Source organism: Bradyrhizobium sp. USDA 4452 (genome assembly GCF_054063575.1).
Genome location: NZ_JBSSGK010000001.1, coordinates 991,593 through 1,008,919 on the forward strand (window position 1 = coordinate 991,593; position 17,327 = coordinate 1,008,919).

At 64.6% G+C, this 17,327-nt stretch carries 15 protein-coding genes; 8 read left to right on the forward strand and 7 right to left on the reverse strand.

What is annotated here, in order from left to right; genetic code table 11:
• The first annotated feature begins 11 nt into the window (after nt 1–11).
• The 4 genes from ACVISU_RS05045 to ACVISU_RS05060 all read left to right on the forward strand — a co-directional run bounded on the left by ACVISU_RS05045 (nt 12) and on the right by ACVISU_RS05060 (nt 5,721).
• Complete coding sequence (locus ACVISU_RS05045) at nt 12–3,269, forward strand: efflux RND transporter permease subunit (protein WP_456706193.1); 3,258 nt, start codon at nt 12–14, stop codon at nt 3,267–3,269.
• Nucleotides 3,269–4,864: an efflux transporter outer membrane subunit gene (locus tag ACVISU_RS05050; protein ID WP_050400275.1), complete on the forward strand. Its 1,596-nt coding sequence runs from the start codon at nt 3,269–3,271 to the stop codon at nt 4,862–4,864. Before ACVISU_RS05045 ends, ACVISU_RS05050 begins: the two co-directional genes overlap by 1 nt.
• A gap of 39 nt (nt 4,865–4,903) precedes the next feature.
• A complete protein-coding gene (locus ACVISU_RS05055; protein ID WP_050400274.1) occupies nt 4,904–5,104 on the forward strand; it encodes a hypothetical protein in 201 nt (66 codons plus the stop codon).
• Nucleotides 5,105–5,166: 62 nt separating this feature from the next.
• Nucleotides 5,167–5,721 carry a hypothetical protein gene (locus ACVISU_RS05060; protein WP_456706194.1) on the forward strand — a complete coding sequence of 185 codons (555 nt, stop codon included), beginning with the start codon at nt 5,167–5,169 and terminating at the stop codon, nt 5,719–5,721.
• A gap of 244 nt (nt 5,722–5,965) precedes the next feature.
• Here ACVISU_RS05060 and ACVISU_RS05065 read toward each other — a convergent pair whose 3' ends face one another.
• The 5 genes from ACVISU_RS05065 to ACVISU_RS05085 all read right to left on the reverse strand — a co-directional run bounded on the left by ACVISU_RS05065 (nt 5,966) and on the right by ACVISU_RS05085 (nt 10,818).
• Nucleotides 5,966–7,054 (reverse strand): TRAP transporter substrate-binding protein, encoded by a 1,089-nt coding sequence (locus ACVISU_RS05065; protein ID WP_050400272.1) that lies wholly within the window; start codon nt 7,052–7,054, stop codon nt 5,966–5,968.
• Nucleotides 7,055–7,303: 249 nt separating this feature from the next.
• Nucleotides 7,304–8,392 (reverse strand): TRAP transporter substrate-binding protein, encoded by a 1,089-nt coding sequence (locus ACVISU_RS05070; RefSeq protein ID WP_375780394.1) that lies wholly within the window; start codon nt 8,390–8,392, stop codon nt 7,304–7,306.
• Between the two features lie 315 nt (nt 8,393–8,707).
• Nucleotides 8,708–8,941, reverse strand: a complete 234-nt coding sequence (locus ACVISU_RS05075; protein WP_456706195.1) for a hypothetical protein — start codon at nt 8,939–8,941, stop codon at nt 8,708–8,710.
• Nucleotides 8,942–9,146: 205 nt separating this feature from the next.
• A complete protein-coding gene (locus ACVISU_RS05080) occupies nt 9,147–10,277 on the reverse strand; it encodes an Mrp/NBP35 family ATP-binding protein (protein ID WP_456706196.1) in 1,131 nt (376 codons plus the stop codon).
• Between the two features lie 103 nt (nt 10,278–10,380).
• Nucleotides 10,381–10,818, reverse strand: a complete 438-nt coding sequence (locus ACVISU_RS05085) for a VOC family protein (protein ID WP_050400268.1) — start codon at nt 10,816–10,818, stop codon at nt 10,381–10,383.
• A gap of 204 nt (nt 10,819–11,022) precedes the next feature.
• Here ACVISU_RS05085 and ACVISU_RS05090 point away from each other — a divergent pair, with 204 nt between their 5' ends.
• The 4 genes from ACVISU_RS05090 to ACVISU_RS05105 all read left to right on the forward strand — a co-directional run bounded on the left by ACVISU_RS05090 (nt 11,023) and on the right by ACVISU_RS05105 (nt 15,158).
• Nucleotides 11,023–11,895 (forward strand): NAD(P)-dependent oxidoreductase, encoded by an 873-nt coding sequence (locus ACVISU_RS05090; protein WP_456706197.1) that lies wholly within the window; start codon nt 11,023–11,025, stop codon nt 11,893–11,895.
• A gap of 690 nt (nt 11,896–12,585) precedes the next feature.
• The gene (locus ACVISU_RS05095) at nt 12,586–14,190 is read left to right on the forward strand and encodes a sensor histidine kinase (protein WP_456706198.1); all 1,605 of its coding nucleotides are present in this window, start codon (nt 12,586–12,588) and stop codon (nt 14,188–14,190) included.
• Between the two features lie 154 nt (nt 14,191–14,344).
• Nucleotides 14,345–14,548, forward strand: a complete 204-nt coding sequence (locus ACVISU_RS05100) for a DUF1289 domain-containing protein (RefSeq protein WP_050400264.1) — start codon at nt 14,345–14,347, stop codon at nt 14,546–14,548.
• 25 nt (nt 14,549–14,573) lie between these two features.
• A complete protein-coding gene (locus ACVISU_RS05105) occupies nt 14,574–15,158 on the forward strand; it encodes a TIGR02281 family clan AA aspartic protease (protein WP_456706199.1) in 585 nt (194 codons plus the stop codon).
• On the opposite strand, the gene catC is transcribed toward ACVISU_RS05105, so the two are convergent.
• Nucleotides 15,155–15,445 carry a muconolactone Delta-isomerase gene (gene catC, locus ACVISU_RS05110; protein ID WP_456710758.1) on the reverse strand — a complete coding sequence of 97 codons (291 nt, stop codon included), beginning with the start codon at nt 15,443–15,445 and terminating at the stop codon, nt 15,155–15,157. The two genes, ACVISU_RS05105 and catC, sit on opposite strands and share 4 nt — an antisense overlap.
• Nucleotides 15,446–15,556: 111 nt before the next feature.
• On the reverse strand, nt 15,557–17,134 hold the full coding sequence (locus ACVISU_RS05115; RefSeq protein ID WP_456706200.1) for a 4-hydroxyphenylacetate 3-hydroxylase N-terminal domain-containing protein: 1,578 nt from the start codon (nt 17,132–17,134) through the stop codon (nt 15,557–15,559).
• Between the last annotated feature and the right edge of the window lie 193 nt (nt 17,135–17,327).

Consider the following 17,327-nt stretch of genomic DNA (forward strand, 5'->3'; position numbering starts at 1 on the left):
AGTACAGCATCTTGATCAAGAGCCTCCTTCAATTCGGTCTGACCCGAAGCGCCGTCATCGTGCTCGGCCTCGCCGTGTTCTGCGCCGCCGGCTTCGCCGCCTTCACCAAACTGAACATCGAGGCCTACCCGAACCCGGCTCCCGTCATCCTCGAGATCACGGCCCAGGCCGCCGGCCTCTCCGCCGAGGAGATGGAGAAGTACTATACGATCCCGATGGAGGTCGGGCTGTACTCGACGCCGGGCGTCGTCAACATCCGCTCGACCTCGTTCTACGGCCTGTCGTTCGTGCGGGTCACGTTCCGATACGGCGTCGATTATTATTTCGCGCTCTCGCAGGCCACCAACAGCCTGACGCAGAACGTTCAGCTGCCCGGCAATCAGATCCCGCAGATCCAGCAATCGAGCCTGGTCGGCGAGATCTACCGCTACCAGCTGGTCGGTCCGCCGAATTTCGGGCTGACCAATCTCAGGACCTTGCAGGACTACGTCGTCGCCCGCCGGCTGATGACGCTTCCCGGTGTGGTGCAGATCAATGCCTGGGGCGGCACCACCAAGCAGTTCAACGTCGACGCCGATCTGGCCAAGCTCGAAGCCTACAACATCACCGTGCCGCAGCTGATCAGCGCGCTCGGCAATGCCAACATCAATGTCGGTGGCCGCGAAATTGCGATCGGCCAGCAATCCGTCAACATCCGCGGCATCGGCCTGATCAATTCAGGCGGCGATGACGACATCACCAAGGGCTACCGGGTACGGGACATCGAGAACGTCGTCCTGACCCAGTCCAACGGACTGCCGATCCAGATCAAGGACGTCGCTAAAGTGTCGGTCGGCTATGTGCCGCGGCTCGGCATCGCCGGCAAGGACAAGGACGACGACGTCGCGGCGGCGATCGTCGTGATGGGCCGCACGCAACACACCAACGACATCGTGCCGAAGGTCGAGGAGGAAGTCGCCAAGATCAACAGCGACGGCACCCTGCCGCCCGGCGTCAAGGTGGTCCCCTATTACGACCGCACCTCGCTGGTCAATGTGACGACCCACACCGTGCTGCACAATCTGATGTTCGGCTGCCTGCTGGTGTTCGTGATCCAGTGGGTCTTCCTGGGCGATCTGCGCAGCGCGCTGATCGTCAGCGCCAATATCCCGTTCGCGCTGTTCTTCGCGATCATCATCCTGGTGCTGCAGGGCGAGGACGCCAATCTGCTGTCGCTCGGCGCCGTCGACTTCGGAATCATCGTCGATTCCGCCGTCATCATGATGGAGAACATCTTCCGCAATTTCCAGTCCAGTCCCGAGAACCGGCTGCGGGTGCTGCAACACCTCGCCGAGGGCTACTGGGGAGACGATCCCACGGCGCGAAACGGCCAGCCCGCGCCGGGCTGGACCGAGCGGCTGCGCATGATCTTCGTCAGCGCGTTGCAGGTCGACAAGGCTGTGTTCTTCACCGCGGCCATCACGGTCACCGCGTTCGTGCCGCTGTTCACCATGCAGGGCGTCGAAGGCCAGATCTTCGGCCCGATGGCGCGAACCTACGGCTACGCGCTAGCCGGCGCGCTGCTGGCGACATTCACGGTGACGCCGGTGCTGGCATCGCTGCTGCTGCCGAAGCATATCGAGGAAACCGAAACGATCATCGTGCGCTCGCTGCGCAAGGCCTACACGCCCGTGCTGCGCTGGTCGCTGACGCATCTGAGGGTCGCGGTCGCAACCGGCATCATCTTCCTCGGACTGAGCGGCCTTGCCGCGAGCCGGCTCGGCAGCGAATTCCTGCCCGCGCTGGAGGAAGGCAATTTCTGGATTCGCGCCTCGATGCCGCCGACCATGTCGCTAGACGCCGGCACCCAGCCGACCCGCAAGATGCGCGAGATCCTGTTGCGTCACCCAGAGATCATCACGGTGGTGTCGCAGCATGGCCGCCCCGACAATGGCAGCGACGCCTCGCCATTCGCGAACGTCGAGCTGTTCGCGCCGATCAAGCCGTTCGACCAGTGGCCGCCCGGCCTGACCAAGGAGAAGCTCACCGAGGAATTGCAGAAGGAGTTCGACGAGGAACTGCCCGGCGTCGCCTTCAACTTCTCGCAATACATCCAGGACAACGTCGAGGAGGCGCTGTCGGGGGTCAAGGGCGCGAACTCGGTCAAGATTATCGGTCCCAACCTCGCCGTGCTCGAACAGCTCGCGACCAAGGTCGCGCAGGAGATGGCCAAGATCCGCGGCGTTGCCGATCTCGGCATCTTCCACCTGGTCGGGCAGCCCAACCTCAATATCAAGGTCAACCGCGAGAAGACTGCGCGCTACGGTCTCAATACCGGCGACGTGACGACCGTCGTCCAGGCGGCGCTCGGCGGCACCAGCGCGACGACGGTGCTGGAGGGTGACCGGCAGTTCGGCGTCGTGGTGCGGCTCGACCCGAAATTCCGCCAGAGCATCGACGAGGTGCGCGAGATCAAGGTGGCCTACCAGACGCCGTCCGGCACCAACGCCTACATCCCGCTGAGCGAGCTTGCCGACATCTCGCTCGATACCGGCGCATCCTTCATCTATCGCGAGCGCAGCCAGCGCTACATCCCGATCAAGTTCAGCGTGCGCGGCCGCGACCTCGGCAGCACGGTGGCGGAGGCGCAGACGCGCGTCGCCGAGGCGGTGCAGCTTCCGACCGGCTACCGGATGATCTGGTCCGGCGAATTCGACAATCTCGAAGCCGCCAAGGCCCGGCTGATGATCGTCGTGCCGGTGACGCTGCTGCTGATCTTCGTCTTGCTCTACAGCCTGTTCAACTCGCTGCGCGACAGCCTGCTGGCACTGGCCGGCATACCGTTCGCGGTCGGCGGCGGCCTGATCGCGCTGTACCTCGCCGGGCTCGACTTCTCGATCTCGGCCGCGATCGGCTTCATCTCGCTGTTCGGCGTCGCTGTCATGGACGGCATCCTCAACATCACTTATTTCCGCGAATTGCGGGCCTCGGGCATGAGCATCGCGGAGGCGGTGTTCAACGGCGCCGAGCAACGCATGCGGCCGATGCTGATGACCGCGCTGTCCGCCGGTGTCGGACTGTTCCCGGCGGCGCTGTCGCATGGCATCGGCAGCCAGGTGCAGCGGCCGCTCGCGACCGTGGTGGTCGGCGGCATGTTCATCGGCCCGCTGCTGCTGCTGATCGTGGCGCCTGCGCTGCGCAAGATCTTCCTGTCGCGCGAGCCCGTAGCCTCTCCCGATGAGGCGGCTGCCGTGGCGCCCCCCGAAGCGGCGCATGAAGGGGGCGCCTGATGTCCGAGATCGTCGCACGGATTGTTGCCACGCTCGCGCCGGGCGGACGGCGCGCGCTGCGCCCGATGCTTGGCGCTGGCGCCGCCGGGCTGCTGCTGGCGAGCTGCGCCGTCGGGCCGAATTTCGTGCCGCCGCCTGCCCCCGACGTCGATCGCTACACACCCGAGAAGCTAGCTTCCCCCAGCACGAGCCCGGGCGGCCCCAGCGTGCCCAAGCAGCACTTCGTCACCGGAGAGGACGTGTCGCTGCGGTGGTGGACGGCATTCCGCTCGAAGCCGCTCGACGAATTGATCAAGATGTCGGTCGAGCACAACCCGTCCTTGCAGGCGGCAGAGGCATCGATCAGGATCGCGCAGTACAACGCGCTGGCCCAGCGCGGGCTGTTCTTCCCGCAGATCGGCGCAAACTACACGCCGTCCCAGCAGCAAATCTCCGGCGCATCGGGTTCGGGCCCGGGTGGCCAGTCTCCGTCGGTATTCTCGCTCCATACCGCGCAACTGAATGTCAGCTTCGTGCCTGATATCTGGGGCCAGAACATTCGTGCGGTCGAGAGCCTCGATGCGATCTCCGAGCAGCAATTGTTCCAGCTGGAAGCGGCCTATCTCACCCTGACGGCCAACGTCGTCACCGCGGCGATCCAGGAAGCATCGCTGCGCGGCCAGATTGCCGCGATCCAGCGCGTCGTGAAGATCGAACGCGGCATTCTGGAGATCGTGAAGAACCAGTTCAACGCGGGCGGCGCCGCCCAGGTCGACGTGCTGGCGCAGGAGGCCGCGCTGGCCCAGTCCGAGCAACTGCTGCCGCCGCTCGAAAAGCAGCTCGCGGTTCAGCGTGACCTGCTGACGTCGCTGGCCGGGCAATTCTCGGCGGATGAAATCCTGCAGAAGTTCACGCTCGACCGCCTGGCGCTTCCCGCGCACCTGCCGGTGAGCCTGCCGAGCAAGATGATCGCCCAGCGTCCGGACGTCAGGGCCGCGGAGGCGCTGCTGCACTCGGCGAATGCCCAGGTCGGCGTGTCGATCGCGGCACGGCTGCCCAACATCACGATCACCGGCAATGCCGGCGCCGCCGGCTTCAGCCTCGCCGAACTGTTCACGCCGGGAACCAGCTTCTACGTCATCGCCGCGAGCGCGACCCAGCCGCTGTTCGATGGCCTGACGCTCTACCACAAGCAGAAGGCCGCGGAGGCCGCGGTGGACCAGGCGGATGCGCTCTATCGCCAGGCTGTCGTCACGGCGATGCAGAACGTCGCCGACGCCTTGCGCAGCCTGCAGGCCGACGCGCGCGCCTTGCAGGCTGCGGTCAAGGCCGAGCTCGCCGCCAAAGCCAGCCTCGACATCATTCAGAAGCAGCTTGCGCTCGGGCAGGTCAATCAGGTGGTCGTGCTCAATGCCCAGCAGGTCTATCTGACAGCCGCAGTGGTCCGCGTGCAGGCCCAGGCGACGCGCCTCTCGGACAGCGCCGCGCTTTTCATGGCGCTTGGTGGCGGGTGGCCGGCGAACTGCACGTCCGACGACTGGCGCAAATGTGCCCTGGAGGATTTGCCCGTCGCCGCCCCGCAGCAGGTCAGCGAAAACAGGCCTGCGGCCCGCTGACACGCGCCATACGAGGCTTTCGACTGGAGGAACCGACGAATGAAGAACATGCTCACCCTGGCGGCAATTCTGCTTGCACTCTCTGCGGGATCCGCGGCCGCACAAAGCGCGATCGGCGGTCCGAAAAAGTCAGGCAATCTCGGCGGACCCACCGAGCAGAAGAACCCGGTGGTCCGCACGACGCAAGGTGCCGTACCGACGCCTCCGGCCTCGCCGCCCAAGCCATCGCCAAGGAAATAACGGCGGGCTTCGCAATTGAATTGGCTTCCGGGATTCACGCTGATCGGTTCGATGAGACCCATATGAAAAATACAACGCGCCTGCTTCTCATCGCCACAGCCGGTGCCATGATTGCGTCGGTTGCCCGCGCAGCGCCCGTTCAGGTCACGCGGCTGTCGCCACGGGGCCCCGCAAGCATCGTTCAGGTACGGCTCGCGTGTGACCAGAACTGCAATTGCTGGCAGACGCGCTATCAGCAGCGAAGCTATCGCCGGAAGATCGACGATCGGGGGCGACAGGATCCGAATTACTGCCCGAGCGGAGGGCATTATAACGGCCACTACCGGACCGGACCGGCCACCGGGATGGGCTTCGAAAGCCGTGTGCCGGTACGGTCATTGCCGTTTCCGTTTGATCGACGAAGCTTGCGCGATGATCGCCGAGCCTACGCGATCGGCGAAGGCGCCTACCAGATGACGACCGCGCAGAGCAGCGCCAACGGCACCGCGGCGCCGCCGATGACGACCCACCTGCGCATATCAGCGGGATCTCTGGAATACCTGAATATCTGGACGGCGACGAAGAGGCAGACCGCGGCGCCCAGGATGATGCGAAACAAATCGGACGGCGTTTCGTAGGCCGACCAGATGGTTTCGTTTTGCGGGCTTGCGACGCGAGCGGTGATGACCACCACAAGGGTCAGAAACAACGTCCGCAGCATAAGACCGAGGAAACGCATTTGGCGCCCTGATTCACGCTCCTGAACAACGTTAGCACGAATCTGGCCAAAAACTACTCATCTGCCCAGGCCCGCGCCAGTTGCGCACGAAAAACCCCAGAGCTTCGCCCCGGGGTTTTTGCTTGCGCTCAAGGTTAGCGGTGTCAGGCCTGAGAGTGGCGTGCCATGAAATTGTCGTAGCCGACTTCGGCGACCTGGAACCACTGATAGCCGTTGTTGGAGAACGACGTCAGCGAGTCATAGACCTTCTTGAAGTTGGCGTTGGTCGCCGCCACCTCGGCGTGCAGCTCCTTGGCCGCCTTGAACGAGGCTTCCATCACGGGGGCCGGGAACGGACGCAGCTTGGTGCCGCTGGCGAGCAGCTTCTTCAACGCAAGCGGATTGGCCTGATCGTAACGCGCCATCATCCAGTTGTTGGCGAGATGGCCGGCCTGTTCGAGCACGTTGCGATAATATTTCGGCAGCGCGTTCCACTTGTCGAGATTGATCATCGCCACCAGCATCGGGCCGCCTTCCCACCAGCCGGGGAAATAGTAGTTCGGCGCGACCTTGTACAAGCCGAGCTTCTCGTCGTCGTAGGGGCCGACCCATTCCGCGGCGTCGATCGTGCCCTTCTCGAGCGCCGGATAGATGTCGCCGCCAGCAAGCTGCTGCGGCACGCAGCCGAGCTTCTGCATCACGCGCCCGGCAAAGCCGCCGATGCGGAATTTCAAGCCGTTGAGATCGTCGACGCTGTTGATCTCCTTGCGGAACCAGCCGCCCATCTGGCAACCGGTGTTGCCGGCCAGCAGCGAGGTAACGTTGTAGCTTTTGTAGAAGTCGTTCAGGAGCTCCTTGCCGCCGCCCAGAATGTACCAGGCCTGGTTCAACCGCATGTTTGGCCCGAACGGCACCGAGGAGCCGAAGGTGAAGGTCGGGTCCTTGCCGAAGTAATAATACGGCGCGGTGTGCCCCATCTCGACCGTGCCATTCTGCACCGCGTCGAGCACCTGGAGGCCGGGCACGATCTCGCCGGCGGCAAAGGTCTGGATCTGGAATTTGTTGTCGGTGGCTTCGCCGACCGCCTTCGCCATCAGCTCGGCGCCGCCGTGCAGCGTGTCGAGCGTTTTCGGCCAGCTCGTGGTCAGACGCCATTTCAGCTCCGGCATCGACTGCGCGATCGCCGGCGCGGCGACGGTCGCGGCACCGGCGACACCTAGTCCCGTGACCTTGATGAAATCCCTGCGCTTCATTTTTTGAATCCTGCCCTGTGTGATTGTGTTGTCCGAGCGTCGACTGCTTTGCATTGTCGCGCTGCGTTTCTTTGCCGCCATGACCGGTGACCGATCACGCGACCGCCTTCGTGCCGAGGCTTCGGACGCGAGCATGGAACATCCCCTCGGCGAATTCCAGACGCAAAAAACCCGGCCTCCTTGCGGGGGCCGGGCTACTTAAGTCGAAGCTTCTGGCGCGTTCTCTGCTCGCGAACGCTCGAAGCGGGATCAGCCGCGGGTACGCGAGCGGATCATGAAGCTGTCGAAGGTGTATTCAGCGACCTGCCACCACAGATATTGGTCGGAACGGTACGCCTGCATGGCGTCGATCGACTTCTTGAAGTCGGCATTCTTGGCCGAGATTTCACCCCACAGCTCGTTGGTCGCCTTGAGGCAGGCCTCGAGCACTTCGTTGGTGAACGGACGCAGCTGCGTGCCGCCGGCAACCAGCCGCTTCAGCGCCGAGGGGTTCTGCATGTCGTAGCGCGCGGCCATCCAGGTGTTGGCGTTGGCGGTCGCGTTGCTCAGGATCGCCTGGTAGTTCTTCGGCAGCGCGTTCCACTTTTCCAGGTTGCAGTAGGCGTGCACGGTCGGGCCGCCTTCCCAGAAGCCCGGGTAGTAATAGTATTTGGCGACCTTCTGGAAGCCGAGCTTCTCGTCGTCATAGGGACCGACCCACTCGGCGGCGTCGATGGTGCCCTTTTCCAGCGCCGGGTAGATGTCGCCGCCGGCGAGCTGCTGCGGCACCACGCCGACCTTCTGCAGCACCTGACCGGCGATGCCGCCGATCCGGAATTTGAGGCCGGAGAGATCCGCGACCGTCTTGATCTCCTTGCGGAACCAGCCGCCCATCTGGGTGCCGGTGTTGCCGCAGGGGAAGCCGATCACGCCGAACTTCTTGAAGAACTCGTTGCCCAGCGCCTCGCCGCCGCCCTGGTACCACCAGGAGTTCTGCATGCGGGCGTTGAGGCCGAACGGCACCGACGCGTAGATCGCAAAGGTCGGGTCCTTGCCGACATAGTAGTACGAGACGGTGTGGCACATCTCGACCGTGCCGTTGGAGGTCGCGTCCAGCGCCTGCAGTCCGGGGACGATCTCACCCGCCGCGAACACCTGGATCTGGAACTTGTTGTCGGTCATTTCGGCGACATACTTCGCCACCTGGTCGGCACCGCCATAGATGGTGTCCAGCGACTTCGGGAAGCTCGAGGTCAGGCGCCACTTGATTTCAGGCGAGGACTGCGCGATCGCCGGCGCGGCAACCGCCGTCGCGGCAGCACCGGCCGCAGACACTTTCAAAAAATCACGACGCTTCATCGTAAGGCTTCTCCTTGAGGGGCGTTTCCCAGTGACCGTAAGCAGTTCTCCGGCGGGAGGTCTGCAAGCAGAACACTTGCAAAAAGGCCCGCCGAGGCGCTCTCGATCGGCCCTTTAACACGGAAGACGGCTTCACGGAAACGCGACAATGGCATGACCGCACCAATTAAACGAAAGTCTGATGATGCGGGAATAGGCCGGAAAATGCAGGCTCAGGCTGCTGCGACGACGGCTCGCGGGCTTGCCGTCCATCGCGCGGTAAATCGCCGCGTGCAGCCGCCCGGCCGGCGCCCAACCGCCGCGCTGCAGCGGCCATCAGCGCCGCGCCGTCTCCCGCGCCTTCTTGGCCTTGTCAGCCAAATGCCGCCCGCGCCGGATCCAGCTTTGCGCGGTGGTCTTGCTGACGCCGAACGTCTTGGCGATCGCGATGGCGGCCTCGCCGATCGAGTCGGATTTCTTCGAAAGGTTGAACGCCATCCGGGAAGCCTCTTCGCGCTTCTCCCGTGTCAGATGCTTGCGGCGTTCCTTGTTTCCGTCGCGTGCTGCCATGTCGCCGGTCGCCTCACGGCCCCTTCCCGCATTTCGGCTGCCCGTGCCCGCCTTCAATCGACGGAACGGTGGTACGATTCGGCCAGTACTGGACAAACATACAGGGCGGACGCGATTCAGCAATCGCCCAAGGGCATCAGGCCTGTGAAGAAGGCCGCCCGGATCCGGGCCTTTGAGGCCGATCGGCTCACCGGGACAACGGGGCTCAGGCGGCGGCGATGACGCCTTGCAGCTGCTCGCGGACCTTGCTGCCGATCGCGCGGTAGATCGCAGCATGCGGGCCGTCCGGTTCGCTCTCGACCACCGGGTTGCCGGCATCGGAGGCGGTGCGGATCGCGATATGCAGGGGAATCTCGCCGAGGAACGGCACCCCGAGCTTCTCGGCCTCGTGGCGGGCGCCGCCATGGCCGAAGATGTCCGAGCGCGTGCCGCAATGCGGGCACTGGAAATAGCTCATGTTCTCGACAATCCCGAGCACCGGCACATTGACCTTCTTGAACATCGCCAGTCCCCGCCGCGCATCGATCAGCGAGAGGTCCTGCGGCGTCGAGATGATGACGGCGCCCTTGAGCGGGACGTTCTGCGCCAGCGTGAGCTGGGCATCGCCGGTGCCGGGCGGCATGTCGACGACCAGCACGTCGAGCGTGCCCCAAGCGACGTCGCGCAGCATCTGGGTGATTGCCGACATCACCATCGGCCCGCGCCAGATCATCGCGGTGTCCTCCTCGACGAGGAAGCCGATCGACATGATCGACAGGCCGAAGCGCTGCAGCGGGACCATCTTCTTGTCGTCGTTGAGCTGCGGCTTCTCGTGGATGCCGGTCAACCGCGGCACCGACGGGCCGTAGATGTCGGCATCGAGCAGCCCGACGCGCAGGCCGATGTCGCGCAGGCCGAGCGCGAGGTTGAGCGCCGTGGTCGACTTGCCGACCCCGCCCTTGCCGGAGGCAACCGCAATGACGGCGGAGATGCCGGGGATCTCGGCCTGGCGCGCCATCGGCGATTGCGTACCGGGCGGGTGCGGATGACGGTGCGCGGACGCAGGCTGGACGCCGCCGGCCGGTCGCGGCGCCGGCGCCGCGCCGCCCGCCTTGCGTTCCGCGGTCAGCGCGATCATCGCGACGCTGACGCCGGGAATGGCGCGCACGGCGTTCTCGGCCTGCGCGCGCACGCTCTCCCAGGCGCGGGCTTCCGCAGCGTCGACATTGATCGAAAAAAACACCTTGCCGTCGGTGACCGTGATCGCCGACAGCACATTGGCGTTGGTCAGGGCAGTGCCGCGCGGCGACATCACCTTGGCAAGACAATCAAGAACCTGTTGCTGCGTCACGCTCACCGCGCATCTCCTGGCTTTTCAAGCGGGGCGCGTCGGAAAACCCGCTTCACACTTTCCGGATCGCGCCCAGGAGACCTCACATAGAGCGTTGCAGCGCAAAAGGCTACCTCGCTCCGACGTCGTCCCGCCGCTCGGCCGGCGCTGCCGCGCCGCCTTCCTTGGCGGCCTCGTAGTTCAGCTCGATCATGACCCCGTTGGGGTCGTTGACGAAGATCTGCCAGAGATCGCCGCCGGGAACCTGGCGCGAGTCGAATTCCATGCCCTTGGACTGCAGCCGCTGCCGCATCCCGTCAAAGCCCTGGCTGGCAAAGGCGACGTGATGGACGACGCCCGAGTCCGGCTTTTGTGCCTCGTCGGTCGCGGAAATATCGACCAGATGCACGACCGCCTTGCCCTCGCTGTACATCCACGCACCGGGGAACGCGAAGTTCGGTCGCGCGCCCTTTTCCAGGCCCAGAATGTCCTCATAGAACCGCACCGTGGCGGCGAGATTGCGGGTCCGGATATTGAAATGATCGAGCACACCGACGCTCATGCCCATGCGAGACACTCCCTTTTTTGTGAAGTTCTTAGGTAGCCCGATCCTAGCACAAAACCGGGGTCTGCCATCCAACGAAGCCGTTGCCCTCCGCTGCGCAGGGGGTATGGTGCGGCTCCCTTCCATGGACGAAAATGCCCTGCCCGCCGCGACGTTTTCCGGCGGTCCCAAGGGGCGATCACCACGGCAAATCACAAGGTAACAGACATGGCTAAAGTCGCTTTCCTCGGTCTCGGCGTAATGGGCTTCCCGATGGCGGGACACCTCGTGAAAAAGGGCGGCCATGAGGTCACCGTTTACAACCGGACCGCGGCGAAGGCGAAGGAATGGGCCGACAAGTTCGGCGGCAAGACGGCGCCAACGCCGAGGGCCGCGGCCGAAGGCCAGGATTTCGTGATGTGCTGCGTCGGCAACGACAACGACTTGCGGGCGGTCACGATCGGCCCCGACGGCGCCTTTGCCGGCATGAAGAAGGGCGCGACCTTCGTCGATCACACCACCGCCTCCGCCGAGGTCGCCCGCGAGCTCGATGCCGCCGCCACCAAGGCCGGCTTCAAGTTCGTCGACGCGCCGGTGTCCGGCGGCCAGGCCGGCGCCGAGAACGGCGTGCTGACGGTGATGTGCGGCGGCAGCGAAGCCGCCTATGCGGGCGCCGAGCCTGTTATCACCGGCGCCTATGCGCGGATGTGCAAATTGCTCGGACCGGCGGGCGCCGGCCAGCTCACTAAGATGGTCAACCAGATCTGCATCGCCGGCCTGGTTCAGGGCCTCTCGGAAGGCATCCACTTCGCCAAGAAGAGCGGCCTCGACGTCACCGCCGTGATCGAGACCATCTCCAAGGGCGCCGCGCAGTCTTGGCAGATGGAGAACCGCTACAAGACCATGAACGAGGGCAAGTACGATTTCGGCTTCGCGGTCGAATGGATGCGCAAGGACCTCTCGATCGCGCTCGCCGAAGCCCGCCGCAACGGCGCCACCCTGCCCGCCACCGCGCTGGTCGACCAGTTCTATGCCGAGGTCGAGAAGATGGGCGGCAAGCGCTGGGATACGTCGAGCCTGCTGGCGCGGCTGCAGCGCTGACGCGCGCCCCGAATACGGCGATGGTGACCCGCGCCGGCGGGTCACCATCCATGCAGCGTCCTAGCGCGAAGGAGAATTCGCCCTCTGGAGGTGCGCGCTGCCAAAATATCGAAAACAACCCCATGCACAGTAGCCGACCGGCCGCCGGCATTCGATTTGACGACTTGACACGTCGGGCAACTCAGGGGCACACTTCCATTATTCCGAAATGCTGGAGCCTTCCTCGCCTTGCATCTGATGGCTCTTCAGCGGTCATTGCGCCCGAAACTCCTCACCCGCGATTGAAATTGCACCGGCTCGCCGTAGCGAAGGATCGCGCGCGCGTGGCCAAACCGGAATTGCGGTGGCCACCGTCACCGCAATTCCCTAAGGCAATTAGGTTGCCGACGTTACCGCCATCATCTCGCGATCGGCTGCGCGCCGGTCGGAAAGCCCGATCTCGAGCGCACCGTATATCTGCGCGGCATGCCACTCGGTGCGGTTCCGCTCGCGATCCTGAGGCTGCCGCGAGACTGCTTCTGGTGCGATGGTGAGGTCATTTGCGCGACGGCGCAGCCCCCGGGCCAAAAGTTAATTTAACTCCCCGTTTACGCTTTTCCTTAGCTCTTTAAGTCATCGCTTAATGATTTGGCGTCACAGATAGACAATGCAAAAGGCCCGCGCGGTTCGCTGGCAGGATTTGTGTTGTTTATGAGTAATCCCGCAGAAAAGCCTGAAGTTGTAGCGCTTCCGGCAGGACCTCAGGTGGCGGCGCCGGTGAACAGCCGGCGCGTCGCCGCGCAGCGGGTGCGCGAGGCGCGGGATCGGTTAACGTCGACCAGTGGAACCCGCCCGGCGTTCGACGCCGAACTGCTCCGGCAATATGCCCAGACCCGGATCTCGGCATCCTACGTCGTGATGCTGCTCGTGGTGGCAACCGGCGTCCTGTTTGGCCTCTGGATGAAGCCGATCTTGGCCGGCGCCTGGACGGTCGGCATCCTCGTCGTCCATCTCGCCATCATCCGCAGTTGCGCCCGCTTCCTCGCCGAGCCCACCTCGGTCGCGGTGACCCGCAAGTGGCGGACCCGCTTCGTGTTGCTCGACCTGCTGTACGGCCTGTGCTGGACCGCGATCCTGATCCACCCTGCCGGGCGTGATCTCTCTTCCAACACGCTGATGATGTTCCTGATGCTGCTGGTGATCGCGGTCTCCAGCATGCTGGCGGCGAGCCTGCCGATCGCAGCCCTCGCGGCGACCGTTCCGGTGACGGTCGGGATCGCGCTCGACCTCGTGCTCAACGGCGCGTTCGACAATTACGTGCTGGCGCTTCTGGCGCTGGCCGCCGAGGGCTATTTCGCGCTGCTGGCGCACCGGCTGCATTCGACCACGCTGGCGACGCTGGAAGCCCGCGCCGAAAAGGACGCGCTGATCGGCGAACTGGAACAGGCCAAGGCGATCTCCGACGAGGCGCGACACCGTGCCGAGTCCGCCAACGTCGCCAAGTCGCGCTTCCTGGCCCAGATGAGCCACGAACTGCGCACGCCGCTCAACGCCATCCTCGGCTTCTCCGAGGTGATGAAGAGCGAGATCTTCGGCGCGCACGCGGTGCCGGTCTACAAGGAATATTCCGCCGACATCCATAATTCCGGCGTGCACCTGCTCAACCTCATCAACGAGATCCTCGATCTGTCGCGCATCGAGGCCGGCCGCTACGAGCTGAACGAAGAGGCCGTGGCGCTGGTGCATGTCGTCGCCGACTGCCACCATCTCCTGAAACTGCGCGCCTCCAGCCGCGGTATCACCATCCACGAGGTGTTCGAGCACGGCATGCCCCGGATCTGGGGCGACGAGCGCGCCATCCGCCAGGTCGTGCTCAACCTGCTCTCCAACTCGATCAAATTCACCCCGCAGGGCGGCGAGATCTGGCTGAAGGTCGGCTGGACCGCGTCGGGCGGGCAATATCTGAGCGTCAAGGACACCGGAAGCGGCATCGCCGAGGACGAGATCCCGGTCGTGCTGGCCTCGTTCGGCCAGGGCTCCAACTCGATCAAGTCGGCGGAACAGGGTGCGGGCCTTGGACTGCCGATCGCGAAAAGCCTGATCGACATGCACGGCGGCACCTTCACGCTGAAATCGAAGCTGCGCATCGGCACCGAGGTGATCGTGACCTTGCCACCGGAGCGGGTGATGAGCGCGCTGGCGCCGATGACAGAAGACGCGCCGCCGATGCAGCCGGAGCCCGCCGAGCCCGCGATGGGCGCCGACCGGAAACGGGTGCGCCGCAGGTCGATCATGAGTGCCGGCACCGGATTGTAGAGCATGTCGCGAACAAGCGTGACGCGGTTTTCGTTGCCAATAGACGCCGGGCGTTCGCGCCGGGACCACGCTCGCGACAAAAAGCCGGGGCGTGATGGCGCTGACCGATTCAACCGGCTTGCACTGGCGGGTGAAACGGTTCAACAGTCGAAGAATGAGCTCAGAAACGCCGTGTATCGCAGTCTGCATGATCGACCCCAGGACGAAGCTCTGCTTCGGCTGTGGTCGCACGCTCCCGGAGATCGCGCGCTGGCACAAGATGGACCGCGCGGAGCGGCTGTCGGTCATGGCGACGCTGCCGGCGCGGATGAACGAGGCCGGGCTCGAGCGCATGGAGCCGCGTCCGAAGCGCGCGTGAACTCCGCCGCGACCGGAGCCACACCGTGACCCGCATCCTCCTTGTCATCCTGCTCTTGATGGCAACGGCCGGCGCCGTCGTCGCCTATGGCGATCCCGATCAGATCGCGCTCGCCAGGCAGAACCTGACCCAGATATTCGGCCGCAGCATCGCCACACCGGCCGCGGCGCCCGCTCCCGCGGTGCAGATTGTGCGCAGCCAGGGCGGCGAGTTCGCGTTCCGGGCCAAGATCAACGGCGTCAGCGCGCCGATGGTGATCGACACCGGCGCGACCTCGGTGGTGCTGACCTGGGAAACCGCCAAGGCGATCGGGCTGCCGACCGACATGCTCGAATACAATGTCGACCTGGAGACCGCCGGCGGTCACACCAAGGCAGCGCGGCTGACGCTCGATCGCCTCGCGGTCGGCAAGCTGGTCGAGAAATCGGTGCCTGCGCTGGTGGTGCAACGCGGGCAGATGAAGACCAACCTGCTCGGCATGAGCTTCCTCGACCGGCTCGAAAGCTGGGGGGTTCGTTCCGATACGCTGAGCCTGACCGGATATCCCGACGTCACCGGCAGCATCAACACCTCGGCCCGTCACCGCCACCCGCGCACGGTCGTCGACTAGCGATCGTCGTCGTGGATCGACGACGGGTGCCGGCATAGCGGCGTGACCTTTATCTCCATGAACGGAAACAGCGGCAGGCTCGACAGGATATCGTGCAATTCCTGCGCGCCAGACACGTCGAAGATGCTGACATTGGCGTAGCGTCCGGCCACCCGCCACAGATGGCGCCAGGCCCCCGTGCGCTGCAGCTCCATGGCACGGGCGCGTTCGGCCGCCTTCAGCGCATCGACCTTTTCGGCCGGGAGATCGTGCGGGATCCGCACGTCCATTTCGACGTGAAACAGCATGATGATCAACTCTCTCTGCAAGCGATGAAGCGGTAGCGCGAAAACGGAATGGAGCCGCCGCACGATCGCGGCGGCTCCAATGCTCTGTCTAGCAGATCGCCAGACGTGTGGTCAGCCTTGCACCAGGCCGCGGCTGACCAAGTTGATATCGTCGGGGTTGACGAGGTCCTTCGCCGTCCAACCGGAGACGTCGTAGTCGCTCATGCAGCTGCGCACGAAATCCTGCATGGCGCCGAGGTCGCCGGTCGCGCCCGCGGCCATCAGCGTTTCGACGCGCAGGTTCTCGTAATTGCCCGCGTAGTTGCGCTCGTAGAGTTCGTGCCGGCCGCCGAACTCCGAGCCGACCGCGTCCCAGAGCAGCTTGAGCAGCTTGATCCGGTCGATCGCGGCATAGCCGTTGGAGCCGCGCACGAAGCGGTCGAGATACGGCCGGATCGCCTCGCTCTCGAGGTCGGCCGAGCTCGACGGCAGGTAGATCAGACCGCTCGCGACATGGCGCTCGATCAGTTCCTTGATCCGCGGATAGGCCATCGGGGCGAACACGCGATAGGCCAACCCGTAGTTCAGGTTCGGCAGATTGTAGCCCTCGGTGCCCTGCCAGGGGATCGGCGACTTCACCATCGCATCCGAGATGCCGTGGAACAGATTGCGCCAGGCGATCACCTCGCCCACTGCCGTCTGCACGCCGCGAAAATCCTTCGATCCGGTCGCCTCCACCGCCATCGAGAACAGGCCGGCGATGAAGTCGAGCTTGACGGCGAGCCGCGTCACGCCATGCAGCGTGAAGCGCGGGATGAAGCCCGACGCCGGGAAGAACTGGTTGATCTTGTCGACGTCGCCATAGATGAAGACGTTCTCCCAGGGCACCAGCACCTTGTCGAAAACAAGGATCGAGTCGTTCTCATCGAAGCGGCTGGACAGCGGATAGTCGAACGGCGAGCCGGTCGCGGCCGCGGTGAATTCATAGGACGAGCGGGCGATCAGCTTGACGCCCTTGGCGTCCATCGGCGCCGTGAAGATCAGCGCGAACGACTTGTCCTTGATCGGGATGCCGTAGTGGGCGATGAAATTGTAGTGCGTCAGCGCCGAGCCGGTCGCAACCACCTTCGCGCCCGAGACGATCAGGCCGGCGTCGGTCTCCTTCTCGACATGCATGAAGACGTCGCGCACGTCCTCGATCGCGCGGTCCCGATCGATCGGAGGATTGACGATGGCGTGATTCCAGAAGTCGAGCCGCTCCTGGGTCCGGGCATACCATTTCTTCGCGTTGCCGGCGTATTCGCCATAGAAGCCCGAATTCGCGCCCAAGGTTCCGAGGAACGCCGCCTTGTAGTCCGGCGAGCGGCCCATCCAGCCGTACGCAACCTTCTGCAGTTCGGCGATCGCGTCGCGGCCCTTGATCAGGTCATCGGCCGTGCGCGAGCCCAGGAAAAACGGATGGGTCAGCTGTCCCGAGCCGGTGTCGGTCAGGACGCCGATCTGGTCCTTCTTCTCGTGAAAGCGGTCGTACCAGCGCGCCACCATCCGTGCCGAGTTGCGGAAGGCGGGATGCTGGGTGACGTTCTTGACGCGCTCGCCGTAGATGTAGATCTCGCGGCCATCCTGGATGCTGTCCAGGAATTCCGCGCCGGTGTAGACGCTGGTGGTTGATGCTGGCGTGTCGGCCCGCAGGGCAGCTGCTGTAGACATGGGTTTCTCCTCCGCTTGTGTCGTTGGGCCGGCGGGCGTTGCCACACCGGCCCGGACCATCCCGTCACGCTCTTGGTCGGCGTGACATCGGAGGAAAAGCTACGCGCTCAGCCTGCGCGGGCGAAAGGTATCACACCATACCGCGCGGACCGCCCCGGCACGGGCTATGACTGAGGCGGCACGGACCGGACGG